Consider the following 19,908-nt stretch of genomic DNA (forward strand, 5'->3'; position numbering starts at 1 on the left):
AACTCACTTACAAAGCCGGCCTTGTGCCGGCTTTGTTGTTTTCGGGACGGTGCAAACAGCCTGTGTTACCGGAACCTCGATCCAGGAGCGAGAGAGATCAATAAATAGGCAGATGTAGAGATTAGACCAGTAAAATGCTGCTAATTTTCACGAAATCAATATAATTGCGAAATCTGTGTGCCAGGGCACACCGATTTGCGCAGAAAATGGCTAGATTTCAGGTAGTCCACAAGATAGCTGACAGATAGCAGCATGATCATCGAGGATGCACTCAATATGTCGCAACATCGCCGAATTCTCCTGCTCAACGGTCCAAACCTGAATCTGCTGGGCAAGCGGGAACCGGGTATCTACGGCAGCAAGACGCTCGATGAGATCGTCGCCGATCTGAAGCTCAACGCCAGCGAACTCGGTGTCACTCTGGAACATCTGCAATCCAACGCCGAACATGAGTTGGTCAGCCGCATCCATCAGGCCATGGGTCAGGTGGATTTCATCATCATCAATCCGGCCGCCTTCACCCACACCAGCGTCGCCATCCGCGATGCGCTGCTGGGTGTCGCCATCCCCTTTATCGAGGTTCACCTGTCAAACGTTCATGCCAGGGAGCCGTTTCGTCATCACTCCTATCTGTCTGATGTCGCCAAAGGGGTCATTTGTGGTCTGGGGGCCGATGGCTATCAATTCGCTTTAACCGCGGCCGTGCGCCATCTGCACGCGGCTTGATAATCACTGATCAGATAAAGAAGAAAGAGAATGCTAATGGATATCCGCAAAATCAAGAAGCTGATTGAACTGGTTGAAGAGTCCGGCATCGCCGAACTGGAGATCTCCGAAGGTGAAGAGTCCGTTCGCATCAGCCGCAACTTCGCAGGCCAGGTCACTGCCGCACCGCAGATGATCATGCAGCAAGCAGCCGCTCCGGTTGCCGCTCCAGCCGCCGCCCCGGTTGCCGCTGCGCCGGCCGCAGATGCCGCACCGAGCGGTCACCTGATGCGCTCTCCCATGGTTGGCTCCTTCTACCGCTCCTCCAGCCCGGAAGCCAAGCCGTTCGTGGAAGTGGGTCAGCAAGTCAATGTCGGCGATACCCTGTGCATCGTCGAAGCCATGAAAATGATGAACCAAATCGAGTCTGACAAGGCCGGTGTGATCAAAGCGATCCTGGTTGAAAATGGTCAGGCCGTCGAATTTGACGAGCCGCTGTTCATCATCGAATAAGGGAAATCGCCACCCATGTTGGACAAAGTAGTCATCGCCAACCGCGGTGAAATTGCCCTGCGGATCCTGCGCGCCTGCAAAGAGCTCGGGATCAAGACAGTGGCCGTTCACTCCACCGCCGACCGGGAGCTCAAACATGTGCTGCTGGCCGACGAATCCATCTGTATCGGCAAACCAGCCAGTACCGACTCCTACCTCAACGTTCCGGCCATCATCGCCGCCGCCGAGGTGACCGGTGCCGTGGCCATCCACCCGGGTTACGGCTTCCTTTCCGAGAACGCCGATTTTGCCGAAGTGGTCGAAAAATCCGGCTTCATCTTCATCGGCCCGCGCGCCGAGACCATCCGCCTGATGGGTGACAAAGTCTCCGCCATCGAAGCGATGAAGAAGGCAGGCGTACCGTGTGTACCGGGCTCTGACGGTCCGGTGGACAACGACACCAAGCGCAATGCCGCTATTGCCAAGCGCATCGGCTATCCGGTGATCATCAAGGCTGCCGGTGGCGGCGGTGGTCGTGGCATGCGCGTGGTACGCAGCGAGGCCGAGCTAGCCTCCGCCATTGCCCTAACCAAATCCGAAGCAGGCCAGTTCTTCAAGAACGACATGGTCTACATGGAGAAGTACCTGGAAAACCCGCGCCACATCGAAATTCAGGTGTTGGCAGACGGCCAGGGCAACGCCCTCTATCTGGGCGAGCGTGACTGCTCCATGCAGCGTCGCCACCAGAAAGTGGTGGAAGAGGCGCCGGCACCCGGCATCACCGCCGAAATGCGCAAGTTCATCGGCGAGCGCTGTGTGCGCGCCTGTATCGAGATCGGCTACCGCGGTGCGGGTACTTTCGAGTTCCTGTACGAGAACGGCGAGTTCTATTTCATCGAAATGAACACCCGTATCCAGGTTGAGCATCCGGTCACCGAGATGGTCACCGGTATCGATCTGATCAAGGAGCAGCTGCGCATCGCCGCCGGTCAGCCCCTGTCGATCACCCAGCAGGATATCCGCATCCGTGGTCATGCCATCGAGTGCCGGATCAACGCGGAAGATCCGGCCACCTTCATGCCCTCTCCGGGTCTGGTGCAGCGCTTCCACGCGCCGGGTGGTCTGGGCGTGCGTTGGGACTCCCACATCTATGCCGGTTACAAGGTACCGCCCCACTATGATTCGATGATCGGCAAGCTGATCTGCTACGGCGAGAATCGTGACATTGCCATCGCCCGCATGCGCCATGCGCTGGACGAGCTGGTAGTGGAAGGGATCAAGACCAACGTACCGCTGCAAAAAGAGATCATGAAAGACGAAAACTTCCAGCACGGTGGCACCAATATCCACTACCTGCACAAGAAGTTGGGTCTGTAAGGATCGCTGATAGAGACCCGATGATATTGCACGGTGGCAGTACCAACGCCCACTATCTGCACAAGAAGTTGGGTCTGTAAGGATCTCTGATAGAGACCGGACTTCCGGTGGAAGTCTGCTCCGCAAGGAGCCTCTGCTGAAAAAGGGCCATGGCGACATGGCCCTTTTTTGTTATCCTTGCGCCCCTCAAAATTGTCGGAGGCCAAGGTGAACCGTTTTGCTCTCGCCCGCCGGGAAGCAGCTTTCTGCCTGCTGCTGACCCTACTCTATTTTCTTGCCTGGTATGGCACGGCTTATCTGATCCCGGAAGAGATCGAATGCTGGGACATTCCCCTTTGGTTCCTGCTCAGTTGCGTGGCGATGCCACTGCTGTTCATCGCACTATGTGCCCTGATGGTGGATCGACTGTTTGTGGATATCCCCCTCGATACCCCAGCCCCTTCCGGCAAGGAGTCATCCCATGAATCTTGAGCTGATGCTGCCGCTCTTCATCTATCTGGTGCTGGTGCTGGGGGTGGGTTTCTGGGCCAGCCGTCATAGAGCTGAAGGCAACTTCGTCCAGGAGTACTTCATCGGCAACCGCAGCATGGGCGGGCTGGTGCTGGCGATGACGCTAGTGGCCACCTACACCTCGGCCTCCTCTTTCATCGGCGGGCCGGGCGCGGCCTACAAGATCGGTCTGGGCTGGGTGTTGCTGGCGATGATCCAGCTGCCCACCGTCTGGCTCACTCTGGGGGTGCTTGGCAAGAAGTTCGCCATCATCGCCCGCCGGGTCAATGCGGTGACCATCAACGACATGCTGTGGGCCCGGTACCAGAGCAAGGCGGTGGTGATCCTCGGCTCCGTTACTATCATCCTCGCCTTTATCGCGACCATGGTGGTGCAATTCATCGGCGGCGCCCGCCTGCTGGAGACCGCCACCGGCCTCTCCTACCAGCAGGGGCTGATGCTGTTTGCCAGCTGCGTGCTGCTCTACACCATCATCGGCGGTTTTCGCGCCGTGGTGATGACCGATGCCCTTCAAGGGATCATCATGCTGATCGGCACCGGCGCCCTGCTGGCGGGGATTCTGGTCGCCGGTGACGGCTTGCCAAACCTTATCCACCAGCTCAAGGAGATCGATCCCAAGCTGGTGAGCCCGCAAGGGGCCGGCGACATGCTGACCCAGCCCTTTATGTTGAGCTTCTGGATCCTGGTCTGTGTCGGGGTGGTGGGGCTGCCCCACTCGGCGCTGCGCTGCTTTGGCTATCGCGACAGCAAGGCGCTTCACCGCGGCATCCTGATCGGCACAGTGGTCAGCGCCCTGCTGATGTTTGGCATGCATCTGGCGGGCGCCCTTGGCCGCGCCATCCTGCCCGGCATGGACAGCCCGGACAAGATCATGCCCTCCCTGATGATGGAAGTGCTGCCCCCCTGGCTGGCCGGGGTCTTTCTGGCGGCACCGATGGCGGCCATCATGTCCACCATCGACTCCCAGCTGATCCAGGCTTCCGCCACTCTGGTGAAAGATCTCTACCTCAACTATCTCAATCCAAAGCAGGAGAAGCTGGAGGTGCGCATCCCCCGCCTCTCCCTGCTCTGCACCCTGATCTTGGGCACCCTGGTGCTGCTGGCGGCGCTGCAACCGCCCGAGATGATCATCTGGCTCAACCTGCTCGCCTTTGGCGGTCTGCAGGCGGTGTTCCTCTGGCCACTGGTGCTCGGCCTCTACTGGTCGCGGGCCAACGGCCCGGGCGCGCTGGCCAGTATGGTCAGCGGCATCGTCAGCTATGGGGTACTGAGTCAGTGGGGGATCAAGCTGGCTGGTCTGCACGCCATCGTGCCAAGCCTCACGCTGGCGCTGGTGGTCTTTATCACGGTGAGCCTGCTGACGGCACCGCCCTCGCGGGAAGTGCGCGAGCTTTTCGGGCAGAAATAATAAAAATATAAATTAGGGGTTCCAAAACTATCCCCAAATAGGTGTTTTCCGGTTAAACTGTGCGCCAAGTCACAGAACGTAGCCGCTGTATGCCCGTTAAAGCCACTCGACAAGTCGTTACTCAAGCCCTGCAGCGGCTCGGTTATGCCCTGCTGCTGCCCGTCTCCATCCTGCCGATGGCGGCGCTGATCTACCGGCTTGGCCAACCCGACGTGCTCGATTTGGCGGTGCTCTCCCTCACCGGTCAGGCGATCTTCAGCCAGATGCCGCTTATCTATGCGGTGGCGATCGCCTTTGGCCTGAGTCGGCAGGAGCTGGGCGGACAGACGCTGGCGGGTGCGGTCAACTTCCTGCTGCTCAGCACAGCTTTCAATACTCTGGCCCCCAACCTGCACGCAGACATGATCTGCGGCCTGCTGGCGGGACTCACCACCGCCATTATCTATCCCTGGGTTCACCAGCAAACCCTGCCCCGCTGGCTGCAGATCGCCAGGGGGGAGTTTCCCAGCCTGCTGGTGTCGGCCTTGGCCTGCCTGCTGATCGCCATCCCCCTCTCGCTGCTGTGGCCGCCACTGGAGCGCGGGCTGACCCTGCTCACCTCCGAGCTGCTCACCACGCCGTTTGGCGCCTTCTGCTACGGCACCCTCAACCGGCTGCTGATCCCGCTCGGGCTGCATCAGGTATTGGGCAGCGTCATCGGCCTTGGCGAGAGCAACCTGCAGGCGCTGGCCACCGCCCAACCCCTTCATGAAGGGTATGTGGCCGGTCTCTACCCCATCATCATGTTCGGACTACCGGGCGCCTGTTTTGCCATCTGGCTGCACCGCCAGCGGATGCAGCGGCTGCCACAGGGCGGGCTGCTACTCACCCTGGCGCTCACCTCGGCACTGGTGGGTATCACAGAGCCTATCGAATTTCTGTTCGCCTTTACCGCCCCCTGGCTGTTTCTCGCCCACGCCCTGCTGACCGGGCTATCGCTCGCTGTCTGTAGCGGGCTGGGGATCAAGGTGGGCAGTTACTTCTCCGCCGGTCTGCTGGATCTGGTGCTGAGCTATCAGGCTGGGGAGCACAGCTTCTGGCTCATTCCGGTCGGTATCCTGTTTTTCGTCGCCTACACCCTGCTCTTTTACCAACTGCTGGAGCGCGCCCCCCTCAGCATGCCGAGCAAGCCCATCGCGGTGGAGCATCCGCGCCTTGCCAGCGTTGCCCCCTCAGACCCGCAGATGCTGGCGATCCAGTACCTCAAGGTGCTGGGCGGGATGGACAATCTGGTGGCGATGAGTGTCTGTATCACCCGCCTCAGCCTGCGGGTGCGCGATATTTCACTGGTGGATGAATCTCGCCTGCTGGGTCTGGGCTGCCTCTCCTGGATCCAGCTCAACGACCACCAGCTGGTGCTGGTGCTGGGCCCCAGCGCCAGCCTGATTGAAGGGCAGATCCGCATGCTGGCGGAGCGCCAGTCGGTCCCCCTCGGCCTCAAACCCAATCAGGAGTCGGCCAGCCAGAGCAGCTGGTAACTCAGGCGAACGGCAACCGCTCGGCCACGAAATCCATCAGGGTGCGCAGGGCGGGAGCCAGATGCTCCCGACTCGGATAGATAAGGTAAAACGGGTTGGCCGGAATGGGCTGATCCGGCAACACCTTCTGCAGCCGCCCCGCCGCCAAATCCCCTTCACAGACATGGTGGGGCAACAGGGCAATCCCCCCGTCATGAAGCGCCATCTCCCGCAGCGCCAGCAAGCTGTTGCTGACACAGGCCCCCTGCGGCCGCCAGCCCCCCTCCAGCAATGGCCACACCGGCATGGCCGAGTGCACCAGACAGGCATAGCGGCCCAGCTCGCTCAACTGTTGCGGCATGCCGTGGGCCGCCAGATAGGCTGGGGCCGCAACCAGATGGCGCGGCACCTGACCGATACGCCGGCAGATCAGGCTGGAGTCTTTCAGCGGCGCCGCCCGCAGCGCCAGATCGTAACCCTCGCCCACCAGATCAAGCTGCTCATCGCTCAGGGTCAGCTCCAGTACCACCTCGGGGTAAAGCGCACGAAACTCGGCCAGGATCCGGCCAAGCAGCAGGGTGCCGGTCGCCTCGGGGGCAGTGATCCGCACCCGCCCCGCCGGGGCCGAGCGCAGCCGTGCCATCGCCAGATTGGCACTGCGGGCCAGTGCCAGCAGCCCCTGACAGTGCTCCACATAGAGCTCCCCCTGCGGGGTCAGGCTCAACCTGCGAGTGGTACGCTGCAACAGCCGCACCCCGAGCTGGGATTCGAGCCGCGAGATCTTCTGGCTCACCGACGACTTGGGCATACCGAGCAGCTCGGCGGCTCGGGTAAAGCTTCCCTGCTCCACCACGGTGGCAAACAGCCCCATCAACTCCAGATCGACATTGTTCATATATTCAAACAGTCTTTACCGATTACCCATCTTAATCTTGATAATCAACCAGACTAGAGTGAGTGGCAATCCCGAACACAGCGATTTGAAAGGAAATACCATGAAAGCCATTGCCCTGACTCACTATCTGCCAAGCGACCACCCCGACTGCTTTATCGCAGCCAACCTGCCCGATCCGGTTCCGGGCCCGCGGGATCTGCTGGTGCGGGTCACCGCCACCTCCGTCAATCCGGTGGATACCAAGGTGCGCTCGCCCAAGGCAAAAATTGAAAGCTCACCCCGGGTACTGGGTTGGGATGCGGTGGGGGAAGTGGTCGCCACTGGCAGCGAAGTCACCCTGTTCAAGGCGGGCGACCGGGTCTGGTATGCCGGCGATATCAGCCGCCCGGGCAGCAACAGCGCCCTGCAACTGGTGGATGAGCGCATCGCCGCGATCGCCCCCACCAGCTTGAGCAATGTGGAGGCCGCCGCCCTGCCACTCACCGCCATCACCGCCTGGGAGACCCTGTTCGAGCGCTTCGCTCTTACCCGCGAAAGCCGTGGCAAACTGCTGATCATCGGCGGCGCCGGTGGCGTGGGCTCCATCGCCATCCAGCTGGCTCGCCAGCTCACCGTTATGGAGGTGATTGCTACCGCCTCCCGCCCCGAGAGCCGCGAATGGTGCCTCGAAATGGGCGCCCATCAGGTCGTGAACCACCACAAGTTGCAGGAGGAGCTGACCGCCCTTGGCATCACTCAGGTCGATGCCATCTTCTGCACCAACGCCACCGCCGAGCACTGGGCCACCATGGCCGGGCTGATCCGTCCGTTCGGCCATATCTGCACCATCGCCGAATCGAGCGAGCCGTGGGATCTCTCCCTGCTCAAGAGCAAGAGCGTCACCTTCAGCCAGGAGTTCATGTTCACCCGCTCCCTGTTCCAGACGCCGGACATGATCGAACAGCACCGCCTGCTCGGCCGGGTGGCGGCACTGGTCGATGAAGGGGTATTGCAGACCACCCTGACCAGAACCATCCCGTCGCTGACCCCGATCACGCTGGCTCAGGCCCATGCCGAGGTGGAAGCGGGCCGCATGGTTGGCAAGCTGGTGATCGACATGAGCGACTTTGCCAACTAAGCCCTCCAACGCACCATGATGGGATAAGTTCACCAAGGAGATGCCCCAAACGGGCACAACCAGCGGCACTCATGACTGCCTGTGGTAGGCCAACGTCCGACAATCAGCCAAAAAAGAGGCCATTTCGCGAGAAATGGCCTGAATACCTGAACATTGGGGTAACAATCACACACATATCCTTATGCAGGACATATAAGTCTTTGCATCTGGCGTGCCAACAGCAGCATGAATGCGCCAAAACGGCGTCAGCCCGTCCTTGAGCAAGGTGCCGACCTTGCTCTTTTTTTGTCTGGCAGACTGTTTACCAGGCAAACAAGTGCAGATAAAAAAATGCCACCCGAGGGTGGCAGTGAAAGATGACGGAACTTGAGCAAAGCGTTCAGCGAAAACCGGTCGTCTTCGCCTGCATAGAGCAATACAGGAACCGTGCCAATCCGGCAAAAGCCCCCGAATCCCTCCACGTCATGGGCAAACCACGACAGCACTGCCCCATGATGGTAGAATCTCGCGGTTTCACATTTATGAAGAGTCGACGCCATGCCCTGGATACAAATTCGAATCAACGCCACTGCCAAGACCGCAGACAAGGTGAGCAACATGCTGCTGGGGCGTGGAGCCCAGGCGGTGACCTTTATGGATGCCAAGGATGTGCCCGTCTACGAACCTATGCCCGGTGAAACCCCGCTCTGGGGCGAGACCGAAGTGATGGGGCTGTTCGATGCCGAAACCGACCCGGCTCCCACCATCGCCTTTTTCCAGCAGATCTTCGGCGAAAATGTCGGCTACAAGGTCGAGCAGCTGGAAGACAAGGACTGGGTGCGCGAGTGGATGGATCACTTCCACCCCATGCAGTTTGGCGAGCGCCTCTGGATCTGCCCGAGCTGGCGCGATGTGCCGAACCCCGATGCAGTTAACGTGATGCTGGATCCGGGCCTGGCCTTCGGTACCGGTACCCACCCCACCACGGCACTTTGCCTGCAGTGGCTGGACGGGCTGGATCTGACCGGTAAAACTGTGGTCGATTTTGGCTGTGGCTCCGGCATTCTCGGCATCGCCGCCCTGAAACTGGGTGCCGCCCGCGTCATCGGCATCGACATCGACCCGCAGGCGATTCAGGCAAGCCGCGACAACGCCGCGCGCAACGGCGTCGCCGACCAGATTGAGCTCTATCTACCAGCCGACCAGCCGCAAGATGTCGAAGCGGACGTGGTGGTCGCCAACATCCTGGCCGGCCCGCTGCGCGAACTGGCTCCACTTATCGCCGGTCACGGCAAAGCGGGCAGCCTGATGGCCCTCTCCGGCGTGCTGGAGAGCCAGGCCCCGGAACTGGAAACTATCTACGGCCAGTGGTTCGAGATGGACCCGACCGCCGTCAAGGAGGAGTGGTGCCGCCTCTCTGGCCGCAAACACGGCTAAACATAGCTCCCGCTCTCAAGGCGGAAAATCAGCATCTTTATCAAACAAGAGCCCCCACGGGTGCTCTTGTTGTTTCTCCCCCTTTCCCACTCTGGGGGACGGTTCACGCTTCTCTGGCCAATGAGGGATTAACATCGTTCTTCCACATCATTGAGGCCCTGCCATGAGCGAATACCAGAAGATGATCAGCAGCCAACCTTACAACTGCATGGCACCCGAGTTGGTCCAGTTGCGCCGGGAGGCGGCACGGCGCTATCGCCGTTTCAATCAGGCGGAAGAGGAGGCAGAGCAGCGGGCACTACTGGCGGAGCTGATTGGCGAACTGGCAGAGAACGCCTTCATCTGCCCGCCCCTCTACTGCACCTATGGCCGCCACATCCACCTGGGCAAGGACTCCTACATCAATATGGGAGCGACCCTGCTGGACAATGCCCCCATTCGCATCGGCGCCCATGTGATGATTGGGCCAAACGTGCAGATCTATACAGCGGCCCATGCACTGGAGGCCGACGAACGAATTCAGGGAACAGAGACGGCGCTGCCGGTCACCATTGAAGACAAGGTCTGGATTGGGGGCGGTGCCATCTTGCTGCCCGGCGTAACCATAGGGCGGGAGGCGATCGTCGGCGCGGGCGCCGTAGTCACCAGAGATGTACCGGCCGGTGCTCGGGTAGTCGGCAACCCGGCCCGGATCCTGCCAGCCAAAAACAGGTCATAAGGCTGCCAACCGGGCTGCATCTTGATGCCGCCATCAGTTCACAACAGCCCCTACACCCCATAAAAATAAAGCCCAATGTCACGAAGACGTTGGGCTGTTAAAAGGTGCTACGGAATTGCGACTCTCATCGCAGAAAAATTAGAAGGAGTGCCCTTCTAAACTGGCAGGGAGATATTAGCGAATGCGCAAACGTTTTACATAGTGAAATACAACAGGATTGCGAGGTACATCGCACTATTTAAATAATTACCTGCTATGGCGCGCGAAGCCTCTTTGACCCATTTATTTTCCCCAATTTCTCTGGTTACTATTCACGGTTAAACAGAAAAGCCCCGATTTCTCGAGGCTTTGCTTCTCTCAACCGCAACGTGGCCGAAAAGTCAGAAACGGCGGACAAACTCATCGAGCGGCAGCTCGCGCAGTTTGCGTGCTTCCAGCATGGGGGTGCCGAGATAGAGGAAACCCACCAGCTGATCCTCTGCCGCCAGTCCCAGTCCCTTGTTGATCTGCTCATCAAAGATAAACCAGCCGGAGCGCCAGATGCCGTTGAAACCCTGCGCCTGTGCCGCCATCTGCATCGCCATCAAGGCACAACCGGCAGAGAGCTCCTGCTCCAGTTTCGGCACCTTGGGGTGATCCTGATAACGGGTTGCCACGGCGACGACCAAGGGCGCCCGCAGTGGCGCTTCGCTGCACTTCTTGATGCTCTCTTCATCTTCGCCACGGGCACGGGCCGCCTCGGCTAGCAGCTTGCCCAGCCGCTCACGCCCCTCCCCTTCAAACAGAATGAACTGCCAGGGGGTCAGGGTGCCGTGATCCGGCGCGCGCAGGCCCGCCTTGAGGATATTGTCGAGCACCTCACCGCTCGGGGCGGGATCGGCGAGACGGCCACAGGAGTGGCGATTGAGCAACAGGGTGAGGGCATCCATGGGCAATTCCTTCTCTGGGGCAATGATGGCGCTACCTTAGCACAGCACCGAATGAAGAAAACCCCTGAGGCTCAGGGGTTTATCGCACTATAAAGGACAAGAGGGCACGGTTGGCTAGATGACCGCAGCCAGTTCGGCGCCCTGTCTGATCGCTCGCTTGGCATCCAGCTCGGCTGCCACGTCGGCACCACCGATGATGTGCACCGGCTTGCCTGCTGCCTGCAAACCCGCCTGCAGTTCTTTAAGGGGCTCCTGCCCGGCGCAGACGATAACCTGATCCACCGGCAGACACTGCTTGGTCTCGCCCACCTGAATGTGCAAGCCCTCGTCATCGATCCCCAGATATTGCACCCCGGAGAGCATCTGCACCTTGCGGTTCTTGAGCACGGTACGGTGGATCCAGCCGGTGGTCTTGCCAAGTCCGTCACCCACCTTGCTCTCCTTGCGCTGGAGCAGCCAGATCTGGCGCTCGGGGGCGTCGATTTCAGGAGCCGTGAGGCCACCGCGCTCGCCAAGCTGTTTGTCGATGCCCCACTCCTTGAGCCAGTGATCACGGTGCCCATCGGCATCCATCTCCACCTTCTTCTCGACCAGATACTCGGCTACATCGAAGCCGATGCCGCCGGCACCGATCACCGCCACCTTCTGGCCGACCGGTTTGTGATCCCGCAATACATCGAGATAACTCATCACCTTGGGATGTTCGATGCCCGGAATATTGGGGGTGCGCGGACGAATACCGGTAGCGAGGATCACCTCGTCAAAACCGCCGCCGAGCAGGCTCTCGGCACTCTGGCGCTGGCCGAGATAGAGCTCGACGCCGCACTTCTCCAGCCGTTTGGCAAAATAGCGCAGGGTTTCGTGAAACTCCTCCTTGCCCGGGATCTGCTTGGCGAAGTTGAACTGGCCGCCGATTTCGCTGGCCTGATCGAACAGGCTCACCTGATGACCGCGCTCGGCAGCGTAGCAAGCAAAGGCCAGCCCGGCGGGGCCAGCCCCCACCACCGCCAGCTTCTTGGGCTGGGGCACGCGGCCAAAGGTCAGTTCGGTCTCGAAACAGGCTCGAGGATTGACCAGACAGGAGGCGCGCTTCTGCTTGAACACATGGTCAAGGCAGGCCTGGTTGCAGGCGATGCAGGTGTTGATCTCATCCGCCCGGTTCTCGGCCGCCTTGATGACAAATTCGGGATCCGCCAGGAAGGGGCGCGCCATGGAGACCATGTCCGCCTCGCCCCCCGCCAGAATGCGTTCGGCCACCTCCGGGGTGTTGATACGGTTGGTGGTAATGAGGGGCACCTTGAGGTGTTTTTTCAGCTCGGCAGTCACCCAGCTGAAGGCGCCGCGCGGCACACTGGTGGCAATGGTGGGAATGCGCGCCTCATGCCAACCGATGCCGGTGTTGATGAGGGTCACCCCCACCGCTTCCAGCGCCTTGCCGAGCGCAATCACCTCTTCCAGGGTCGAGCCCTGCTCCACCAGATCCAGCATGGAGAGGCGGAAGATAATGATGAAGTCGGTGCCGACCCGCTCGCGGATGGCGCGGACAATCTCCACCGGAAAGCGCATCCGGTTTTCGCTGCTGCCGCCCCAGCCATCGGTCCGTTTGTTGGTGCGCTCGCAGATGAACTGGTTGATGAGATAGCCTTCCGAGCCCATCACCTCGACGCCGTCATAACCGGCCGCCTTGGCCAACGCTGCTGTAGCCGCGAAGTCGCGAATAGTGCCGCAGATCTGCCGCTCGCTCATGGCGCGCGGTTTGAATGGGGAGATGGGGGCTTTGAGGGCACTCGGCGCCAGACTAAACGGATGATAGGCGTAACGACCGGCATGGAGGATCTGCAGCGCAATCTTGCCCCCCTCCTGATGCACGGCGTTGGTCACCTTCTTGTGCTTGCTCACCTGCCAGGGAAAGCTCAGCTGGGAACCGTGAGGCACCAGCCGCCCGCGCAGATTGGGGGCGATACCGCCGGTGACGATAAGGCCAACGCCACCACGGGCGCGCTCGGCGTAAAAGGCGGCCAGCTTGTCAAAACCGCCCTTCTCCTCTTCGAGGCCGGTATGCATGGAGCCCATCAACACGCGGTTGCGCAGCTGGGTAAAACCAAGGTCGAGCGGGGTCAGCAGGGTCGGATAGCGGCTCACGATGCCTCCAGTTAATTTTTTGTTATCAAACTGAGGCTAGAGTAAAGAATCGAAAATTCTTTTTCAAACAAATGTTTGGACAATTTTTCAGCGAACAGCCGTGCCCTGAACGAAGATAGGCGGGATCCGCCAGTCGGAAATGGCAATTTCGCCCGCAACTGGTTAATAATGGCTCTTCTCTACCCATTAACAGGGCGATAACGCGACTATGTCTATTTTCAAAGGTCTGGGTTGGTTGTTCCGCAGCCTGTGGCGCCTGCTCAATTTCACCCGGCTGATGCTGGTCAATCTGCTGTTTCTCATCGTAGTGCTGGTCATCGTCTTCAGCGTCAGCCAGAAAGAGGCGCCCAAGGCGCCCATCGAAGGGGCGCTGACCCTCAATCTCAACGGCGTGCTGGTGGAGCAACGCTCCCAGACAGATCCCACCGTACAACTGCTGCGCCAGATGGACAGCAGCGACGAGCAGCCGAGCGAGATCGTTCTCTCCGACCTGCTGTGGGCCATCAAGAGTGCCAAGGATGACGAACGCATCAAGGCGCTGGTGATCAAGCCGCAAGGGCTGCAGGGTGCCAACTTCACCAAACTGCAGGAGGTGGCGAGCGCCATCGACTCCTTCCGGGAGAGCGGCAAACCGGTGATCGCCATGGCTGACTTCTACACTCAGGGGCAATACCTGCTGGCGGCCCACGCCGATCACGTGCTGCTCAACCAGAGCGGCGCCGTGGTGATCGAGGGGCTTGGGGTCTACCAGACCTACTTCAAGTCGGCGCTGGAGAAGCTCAACATCACCCCGCATGTATTCAAGGTCGGTACCTACAAATCCTTCGTCGAGCCCTATACCCGCGACGAGATGTCTCCCGAGAGCAAAGAAGCGAACCAGCGCTGGCTGGATCAGCTGTGGCAATCCTATGTGGCTGACGTAGCCGAGCAGCGGGAGATCGAACCCGATGCGGTCGCACCGAGCAAGGATCGCTTCCTCGAGCTGCTGCGCAAGGCCGGTGGCAATGCCGCCAACTACGCCCTCGACAACGGTCTGGTGGATCAGCTGGCCACCCGCGACGAGATGACCCAGGCGGTCATTAAAGAGGTGGGTGAAGCGGACGACCACGGCTGGAAAGGGGTCGGCCTGAAAGAGTATCTGGCTGCCATTCCGGAACAATATCCCCAGAGCGGCAAGGATGAGGTGGGTCTGGTGGTCGCCAGCGGCGCCATCATGGATGGCGTCCAGCCTGCCGGAACCATCGGCGGCGACAGCCTCTCCGACCTGCTGGCCGATGCCCGCCGCGATGACAAGGTCAAAGCCGTGGTCCTGCGGGTCGACAGCCCAGGCGGCAGCGCCTTCGCCGCCGAGCAGATCCGCGCCGAGCTGCTGGCCCTGAAACAGGCAGGCAAACCGGTAGTGGTCTCCATGGGCAGCTATGCCGCCTCCGGTGGCTACTGGATCTCCGCCGATGCGGACAAGATCTTCGCCTCCCCGACCACCCTCACCGGTTCCATCGGGGTGTTCGGCATGTTTGCCACCATCGACAAGGCGTTGGCCCAGTTCGGGGTGCATACCGACGGGGTCGGCACCACAGATTACGTCGGCGTAGGCCCGACCCGCGCCCTGCCGGATCACGTCGGTCAGGCAATCCAGCTGAGCGTGGAAGATACCTACCAGCGCTTCATCGGTCTGGTCAGCAAGGGCCGTGGTCTGAGCCCGGAAGAGGCCGAAAAAGCGGCCGAAGGTCGTGTCTGGACTGGTGAGGATGCCAAGGCCCTGGGTCTGGTGGACGAGTTCGGCAATCTGGATAACGCCATCAAGGCCGCCGCCGAACTGGCCAACCTCAAGGAGTGGCAGGTCACCCCCATCGAGCAGGAGGAGTCCACCAAGGACAAGTTCCTGCGCCAGCTGTTTGACAGCAGTGCCCGCGTGCTGGCCCCCCAGTTGCAAAGCTGGCTACCGGCTGGATTTGGCAAGGCATTGGTGGAAGTGAACCGCAGTCTCGACCCGCTCACCCGCTTCAACGATCCGCAAGGCACCTACGCCTTCTGCCCGGTCTGCGTGCAGTGATTCTGCCTAGGTAAAACGCTGACTCGAGCCCAGAAAAACGGCGACCATAATGGTCGCCGTTCAGCGTGATGAGAGCCCCTGGGCCCAAGCCAAGGGGTTGACCTCATATCGACATGGTCAATGCACGGACTGCGCCTTGCGCAAAGCCTCCAGCCGCTTGACGTCGAGATGACCCCCTTGACTCTTTCAGCCCCCAAGAGCACCGCCTGCTCAACATCGATAACTACTTCTCTTTTTACTTCAGCCGCGACAAGGTTCACTCCTGCTGTTAGCCCGAGAATGGTCGAACAGCCATTGACTCATCGGCATTAACCCCATGGGCGGCCCTCTTTTTTCTCCTGCTTTCTGAATTTGCCACTCCCGAGCAGGGATCAAATAACGCTCATCCCCCACCTGACACTGTCGATACTGATAATGCGAGGCAATGAACAAGCGGGTTCCTGCCCGCGAGCAAGACAATCAGGAGGTCTGCATGAAAACAAGCGCAGTAGTGTTCACTCTCGCCACGCTGGGCATATCGATGGCAGAGACGACCCAGGCAAGTAATACAGGACGCATCGAATTCAGCGGCGCCATCGTGGAGGATGCCTGCCGTGTCAACCAACTAGAGAAGCAGATGCAGGTCACCTGCCTCTCAGGCTCCGCACAAACAACCGAAACAGTTAATTTGCAAAAACTGGCAAGAGAGGCATCCTTGAATCTCTCCCACAGCCAGGTCTCCTACCAGTGGGTCGATGATCGCCACACTATGGCAATCGTCACCGTCAGTCACAAATAACGCCCACTGCCGCTGGCAGAAACAACAACGGCGACCATAGGGTCGCCGTTGTCATTACCGGGTCTCGAGTTCAAGTCATCAGGCTTGAGGATTGAGACGGGTCGGCATGCCGGTACGCTGTTCCAGCACCTGCTTGACCACGTTGGAGTCAGACTCGGCGTGAGCGATGAAGCGGGTGATGGCCGGTGTCATCGGGAGCGGCACGGAGGCGGTGGAGTTGAACTCCTCCTCGGTCCGTGACAGCGGCTCGTGCACTTCCATGTAGCGACCGCCATCCGGCTCGACCGTGGTCTTGACCGGCTGGTTGACGAACTGGACGCGGGTACCGACCGGCACGTTGTCGAACAGATACTTGATGTCGTCGGCACGCAGACGTACGCAGCCGCTGCTCACCCGCAGACCGATGCCGAAGGTGGCGTTGGTTCCGTGGATGGCATAGAGGTTGCCGATGTAGAGGGCGTGCAGGCCCATGGGGTTGTCCGGGCCGGCTGGCCAGACCGCAGGCAGTGTGATTCCCTTCGCGGCGTAGCGACGACGAATGTTTTCGGTCGGGGTCCAGGTCGGGTTGGCGCGCTTGCGCTCTACCTTGGTGATCCAGTTCTCCGGGGTGTTCACCCCCAGCTGACCGATGCCGATGGGCAATACCTGTACCACGTTCTTCCCTTTCGGATAGTAGTAGAGGCGCATCTCGGCAACGTTGATGACGATCCCTTCGCGGGGCGCGTTGGGCAGGATCAACTGGTGAGGGATGATCAGGGTGCTGCCCGCTTTGGGCAGATAGGGATCAACGCCCGGGTTGGCTTCCATGATATTGGTCAAACCCAACTGAAACTCGGAGGCAATCTGCTCCAGCGGACGATTGTCCGCAGGCACCACATATTCCAGATTCTCACCGATCAGACGGCTGTTGGCCGCAGGCAGACGATACTCGACGGCGGCAGCCTGCTGGCTGATCAGCGCAAGTGTGCATAAAAGGGCCGAAGCGGCAGTGCGAAGGGGGTTCATAAAATTCCTGTGTGGTTTCCTGTACCAAATGGGCCGGAGGCCATCTTATCTTCGGTCTGCCGGTGGTGGGTCAACCTGCACCACGGCGCCAAATAACCGAGCGCGCATTCTTTCTCGAGTCGGCCAAAATTTCAACTTCCATATGTTGCTTTTCTTGTTAAAAGTGGCCGTTTTCGGTGTGATGCTTATCAACAGAGCAAAAGCCCCCTTGGCAAGTCGCCATTGAAAGAGAGATGTACAGCATAGCCCCCTCTCTGCGGACCAACCCCGCCCCCTTAGACCACAGCGCTGTGCCACCTGGTGTCACGGTTGCAGCCCTGGCTGAAACGTTTGTCACCTCGGAGGAGATAGGCCAATGTTGACTGTGGCACTTTCATTGGAGCGAAAAGGTGGAAAATAGCGCTTCGACTACAGCAGGGACTGGCTGCCGCCATAAAAAAACCGCTCCGAAGAGCGGTTAATGGAGCCACCAGGCAACCATAAAAGGGACTTCAAGCGTTGTCATTGGAATTACTGGACGGCCGCCTCCCCCGCCGCACCACTCTGCTCTTTGAGGAAGCTGATCCAGGGGGATGCCCGACCGCTGACGTTGCCATTCTGAGCCGCCTGGGTGAAGGCGTTGAGGGCCTCCTTCGGCTTTTGTTGCTCAAAATAGGCGACCCCGGTCAGGAACTTGAGATCCGCCCGCTGTTCACCATTTGCATTGGCTGCCGGTTTGGCGGCCAGCGCCACCAGATCCTGATAGCGTTTGCTCTGGATCATCATGCGCGCCATTTTCAGCTGCAATTCGGCGCTCGGGGCCAGCTGGTAGGACTTGGCCAGGGTGTCGATGGCCGGATCCAGCTCCTTGGCCTGATGCCAGTAGTTGGCCAGGGTCTTGTAGTTGCCAGCGCTCTGCTCAATCACCCCGTCCTTCATCCCCTTCTCCATCACCCGTGCGGCGCGATGGGGAATGCCGGTGAAGGCGAGGTAGTTGGCGAGACGCTGCAGCTCGGCAGCCTCGGTCAACATGCCGAGGTTGTAGGCCGACTCCAGCGCCGCCAGCGCCTTGCCATCGTTGCCTGCCTGCATATGCATGGCCGACAGCTGGGTCCAGTACTTCTTCTTCTCCGGGAACATGTTGACCAGAGAGGTCAGCACCTCGGTCGCCGGTTTGTACTGTTTCAGCTCGTAGTGAGCGCCCATCTTCAGCAGATACCAGGACTCCGGCGCTTTACCTGCCGACAGCTTGATCGCCTGATCCACCGCCGGGATCGCGTCACGGTACTGCTTGAGCTGCACGTGGGCGTTGGCCAGCGTGATATAGGCATGGGAGTTGGGCTTGTCATCTTTGCCCTGGTTGGCAAACCACTCCTTCATGGTCTTGATCGAGCCCTGATAATTACCCTCAGCCATATAGAGCTGGGCCAGGTTGTAGCGCACCTGCTGGGCCACCGGTGGCGGCAGGCCGCCTGTCGCGATGGCATCGGCAAAGTACTTGGTCGCCTGACCGTATTTCTCCTGCTGGGCGGCCACGAAACCGAGAGTCTGCAATATGACCCCCTTGTCGTAGACCCGATCACCCACGCTGGAGAGTGCCTCCTGCAATCTGGCATTCGCCAGACCGTATTGCTTGTCAGTGATCAGCTCCTGCGCCTTGTTGACCGCCCGATAGGCCCGATCCGACAGGGCCGGCTGCTCGGCGGCCCAACTGGCGGTGCTGAGCAGCACCGCCATGGCGACCGGGGCGAGGATCATCTTGTGTAACTTGTTCATCGCCACCTTCCTTAGTTGACCGCAAACTCGATCTCTTGCTGCATACGGCTCGCCTGCGGCTTGCCATCCACCATGGCCGGTTTGAACGTCCACTTGGCGATGGTTTTGCGCGCCTCTTTGCCGAGGTCATAGCTGCGCGGCTCTTCCTTGACGATCCGCACGTTGCTGACGGTACCGCGCTCGGTGACGGTGAACTCCACCAGCACCTTGCCGGAGGCCAGCCCCGCCAGTGCCGCCTTGCGGGGCATCATGGGCTCGAAGGTTGCCAGCGGAATGGCGCCGTTGTTGCCACCGACGCCGCCACCACCGCCGCCGGTGCTGTAAGCACCCAGCGCGTTGCCACCACCGATGTTGACCGGGATGTCGAGCTTGGGCATGTCCATCGGCGCGCTCTCCATCTTCGGCCGATCTGTGCTGGCCACTTCCATCTCGGGAGGCGGCGGCGGACGCTTGGGCGGCGGCGGTTTGGGCAGCTCCCGCTGTTTCTCTTGCAGGGTCTCCTGGGGCTTGAGGCGGATGAAATCGGTCATGGTGACGTCATCCTTCTCCACCAGCTCCCGGTGATCCGGTGTGATCAGCTTGTTCATTCCCAGAAACAGAAAGAACACCACCACACAGGAGACCGCCAACGATATCAGGTATCTCATAGGTCTCTCTCCGGCATCAGCTGCTCTTGTCTGCCGCGATGGAGATGTTCTGGACACCGGCCATGCGGATCTGATCCATGACCTGCACCACCAGACCGGAACGGGATTCATTATCGGCCTGGATCACCACGGCGCTCTCCGGGTTTTCGGCCCGCAGCCGCTCGATGTTGGCGCGCACCGCCCCCACCTCGACCACCCGCTTGTCGACCCAGACCTGACCGTTTTCGCGCACCGCGACCATGATATTGCCCTTCTTCACCGTCTCGGCCGTGCTGGCACTGGGACGGTTGATCTCGACACCGGACTCCTTGACGAAGGAGGTGGTGACGATGAAGAAGATCAGCATGATGAACACTATGTCCAGCATGGGGGTCAAATCGATAGCCGCCTCGTCAGCACCGCTGTCGCTGTAACGTTTTCTCATAGCAGAAACTCCTTGCTTGTTCTGTGCCCCCGGCAGGCCAT

Annotated in this window: 18 protein-coding genes; 11 read left to right on the forward strand and 7 right to left on the reverse strand. The window is 60.1% G+C overall.

From position 1 onward, the window contains the following. Window positions 1-276: 276 nt before the first annotated feature. From aroQ to I6L44_RS12305, 6 genes are all read left to right on the forward strand, one after another. Complete coding sequence (gene aroQ / locus I6L44_RS12280; RefSeq protein ID WP_139743401.1) at window positions 277-726, forward strand: type II 3-dehydroquinate dehydratase; 450 nt, start codon at window positions 277-279, stop codon at window positions 724-726. Window positions 727-762: 36 nt separating this feature from the next. Next, complete coding sequence (gene accB, locus I6L44_RS12285) at window positions 763-1,218, forward strand: acetyl-CoA carboxylase biotin carboxyl carrier protein (protein WP_216951971.1); 456 nt, start codon at window positions 763-765, stop codon at window positions 1,216-1,218. Between the two features lie 15 nt (window positions 1,219-1,233). Continuing rightward, entirely contained in the window at window positions 1,234-2,574 is a 1,341-nt protein-coding gene (gene accC, locus I6L44_RS12290) for an acetyl-CoA carboxylase biotin carboxylase subunit (RefSeq protein ID WP_216951972.1), read from the forward strand. 207 nt (window positions 2,575-2,781) lie between these two features. Beyond that, complete coding sequence (locus tag I6L44_RS12295; RefSeq protein WP_254204220.1) at window positions 2,782-3,045, forward strand: DUF997 family protein; 264 nt, start codon at window positions 2,782-2,784, stop codon at window positions 3,043-3,045. Further along, window positions 3,035-4,492, forward strand: coding sequence for a sodium/pantothenate symporter (gene panF, locus I6L44_RS12300; RefSeq protein ID WP_216951973.1), 1,458 nt, complete (start codon window positions 3,035-3,037; stop codon window positions 4,490-4,492). Before I6L44_RS12295 ends, panF begins: the two co-directional genes overlap by 11 nt. An 89-nt stretch (window positions 4,493-4,581) precedes the next feature. Beyond that, complete coding sequence (locus I6L44_RS12305) at window positions 4,582-6,009, forward strand: PTS transporter subunit EIIC (protein WP_042080616.1); 1,428 nt, start codon at window positions 4,582-4,584, stop codon at window positions 6,007-6,009. 1 nt (window position 6,010) lies between these two features. On the opposite strand, the gene I6L44_RS12310 is transcribed toward I6L44_RS12305, so the two are convergent. Further along, the gene (locus tag I6L44_RS12310) at window positions 6,011-6,883 is read right to left on the reverse strand and encodes a LysR family transcriptional regulator (protein ID WP_216951974.1); all 873 of its coding nucleotides are present in this window, start codon (window positions 6,881-6,883) and stop codon (window positions 6,011-6,013) included. A gap of 100 nt (window positions 6,884-6,983) precedes the next feature. Between I6L44_RS12310 and I6L44_RS12315 the strand changes: the two genes are divergently transcribed. The 3 genes from I6L44_RS12315 (at window position 6,984) to I6L44_RS12325 (ending at window position 10,134) form a co-directional block, all read left to right on the forward strand. Then, on the forward strand, window positions 6,984-8,000 hold the full coding sequence (locus I6L44_RS12315; RefSeq protein ID WP_216951975.1) for a zinc-binding alcohol dehydrogenase family protein: 1,017 nt from the start codon (window positions 6,984-6,986) through the stop codon (window positions 7,998-8,000). A 537-nt stretch (window positions 8,001-8,537) separates the two neighbouring features. Continuing rightward, the gene (prmA, locus tag I6L44_RS12320; RefSeq protein WP_005338919.1) at window positions 8,538-9,416 is read left to right on the forward strand and encodes a 50S ribosomal protein L11 methyltransferase; all 879 of its coding nucleotides are present in this window, start codon (window positions 8,538-8,540) and stop codon (window positions 9,414-9,416) included. A gap of 163 nt (window positions 9,417-9,579) precedes the next feature. Then, entirely contained in the window at window positions 9,580-10,134 is a 555-nt protein-coding gene (locus tag I6L44_RS12325) for a sugar O-acetyltransferase (RefSeq protein ID WP_216951976.1), read from the forward strand. Window positions 10,135-10,514: 380 nt separating this feature from the next. On the opposite strand, the gene I6L44_RS12330 is transcribed toward I6L44_RS12325, so the two are convergent. Continuing rightward, window positions 10,515-11,063, reverse strand: a complete 549-nt coding sequence (locus tag I6L44_RS12330) for an NAD(P)H nitroreductase (protein WP_005338924.1) — start codon at window positions 11,061-11,063, stop codon at window positions 10,515-10,517. Between the two features lie 114 nt (window positions 11,064-11,177). Further along, window positions 11,178-13,205 carry an NADPH-dependent 2,4-dienoyl-CoA reductase gene (locus I6L44_RS12335; protein ID WP_216951977.1) on the reverse strand — a complete coding sequence of 676 codons (2,028 nt, stop codon included), beginning with the start codon at window positions 13,203-13,205 and terminating at the stop codon, window positions 11,178-11,180. A 208-nt stretch (window positions 13,206-13,413) separates the two neighbouring features. Here I6L44_RS12335 and sppA point away from each other — a divergent pair, with 208 nt between their 5' ends. Next, window positions 13,414-15,258: a signal peptide peptidase SppA gene (gene sppA / locus I6L44_RS12340; protein ID WP_216951978.1), complete on the forward strand. Its 1,845-nt coding sequence runs from the start codon at window positions 13,414-13,416 to the stop codon at window positions 15,256-15,258. 472 nt (window positions 15,259-15,730) lie between these two features. Beyond that, entirely contained in the window at window positions 15,731-16,036 is a 306-nt protein-coding gene (locus I6L44_RS12345; RefSeq protein WP_216951979.1) for a type 1 fimbrial protein, read from the forward strand. A 78-nt stretch (window positions 16,037-16,114) separates the two neighbouring features. On the opposite strand, the gene I6L44_RS12350 is transcribed toward I6L44_RS12345, so the two are convergent. From I6L44_RS12350 to I6L44_RS12365, 4 genes are all read right to left on the reverse strand, one after another. Then, a complete protein-coding gene (locus tag I6L44_RS12350) occupies window positions 16,115-17,041 on the reverse strand; it encodes a L,D-transpeptidase family protein (protein ID WP_216951980.1) in 927 nt (308 codons plus the stop codon). A gap of 510 nt (window positions 17,042-17,551) precedes the next feature. After that, window positions 17,552-18,796, reverse strand: coding sequence for a lipopolysaccharide assembly protein LapB (locus I6L44_RS12355; RefSeq protein WP_216951981.1), 1,245 nt, complete (start codon window positions 18,794-18,796; stop codon window positions 17,552-17,554). Window positions 18,797-18,807: 11 nt separating this feature from the next. After that, window positions 18,808-19,443: an energy transducer TonB gene (locus I6L44_RS12360; RefSeq protein WP_005343441.1), complete on the reverse strand. Its 636-nt coding sequence runs from the start codon at window positions 19,441-19,443 to the stop codon at window positions 18,808-18,810. A 16-nt stretch (window positions 19,444-19,459) separates the two neighbouring features. Further along, on the reverse strand, window positions 19,460-19,867 hold the full coding sequence (locus tag I6L44_RS12365) for a biopolymer transporter ExbD (protein ID WP_005338933.1): 408 nt from the start codon (window positions 19,865-19,867) through the stop codon (window positions 19,460-19,462). Window positions 19,868-19,908 lie beyond the last annotated feature (41 nt).

It is taken from the genome of Aeromonas sp. FDAARGOS 1414, from assembly GCF_019047065.1.
GTDB lineage: Bacteria > Pseudomonadota > Gammaproteobacteria > Enterobacterales > Aeromonadaceae > Aeromonas > Aeromonas veronii_A.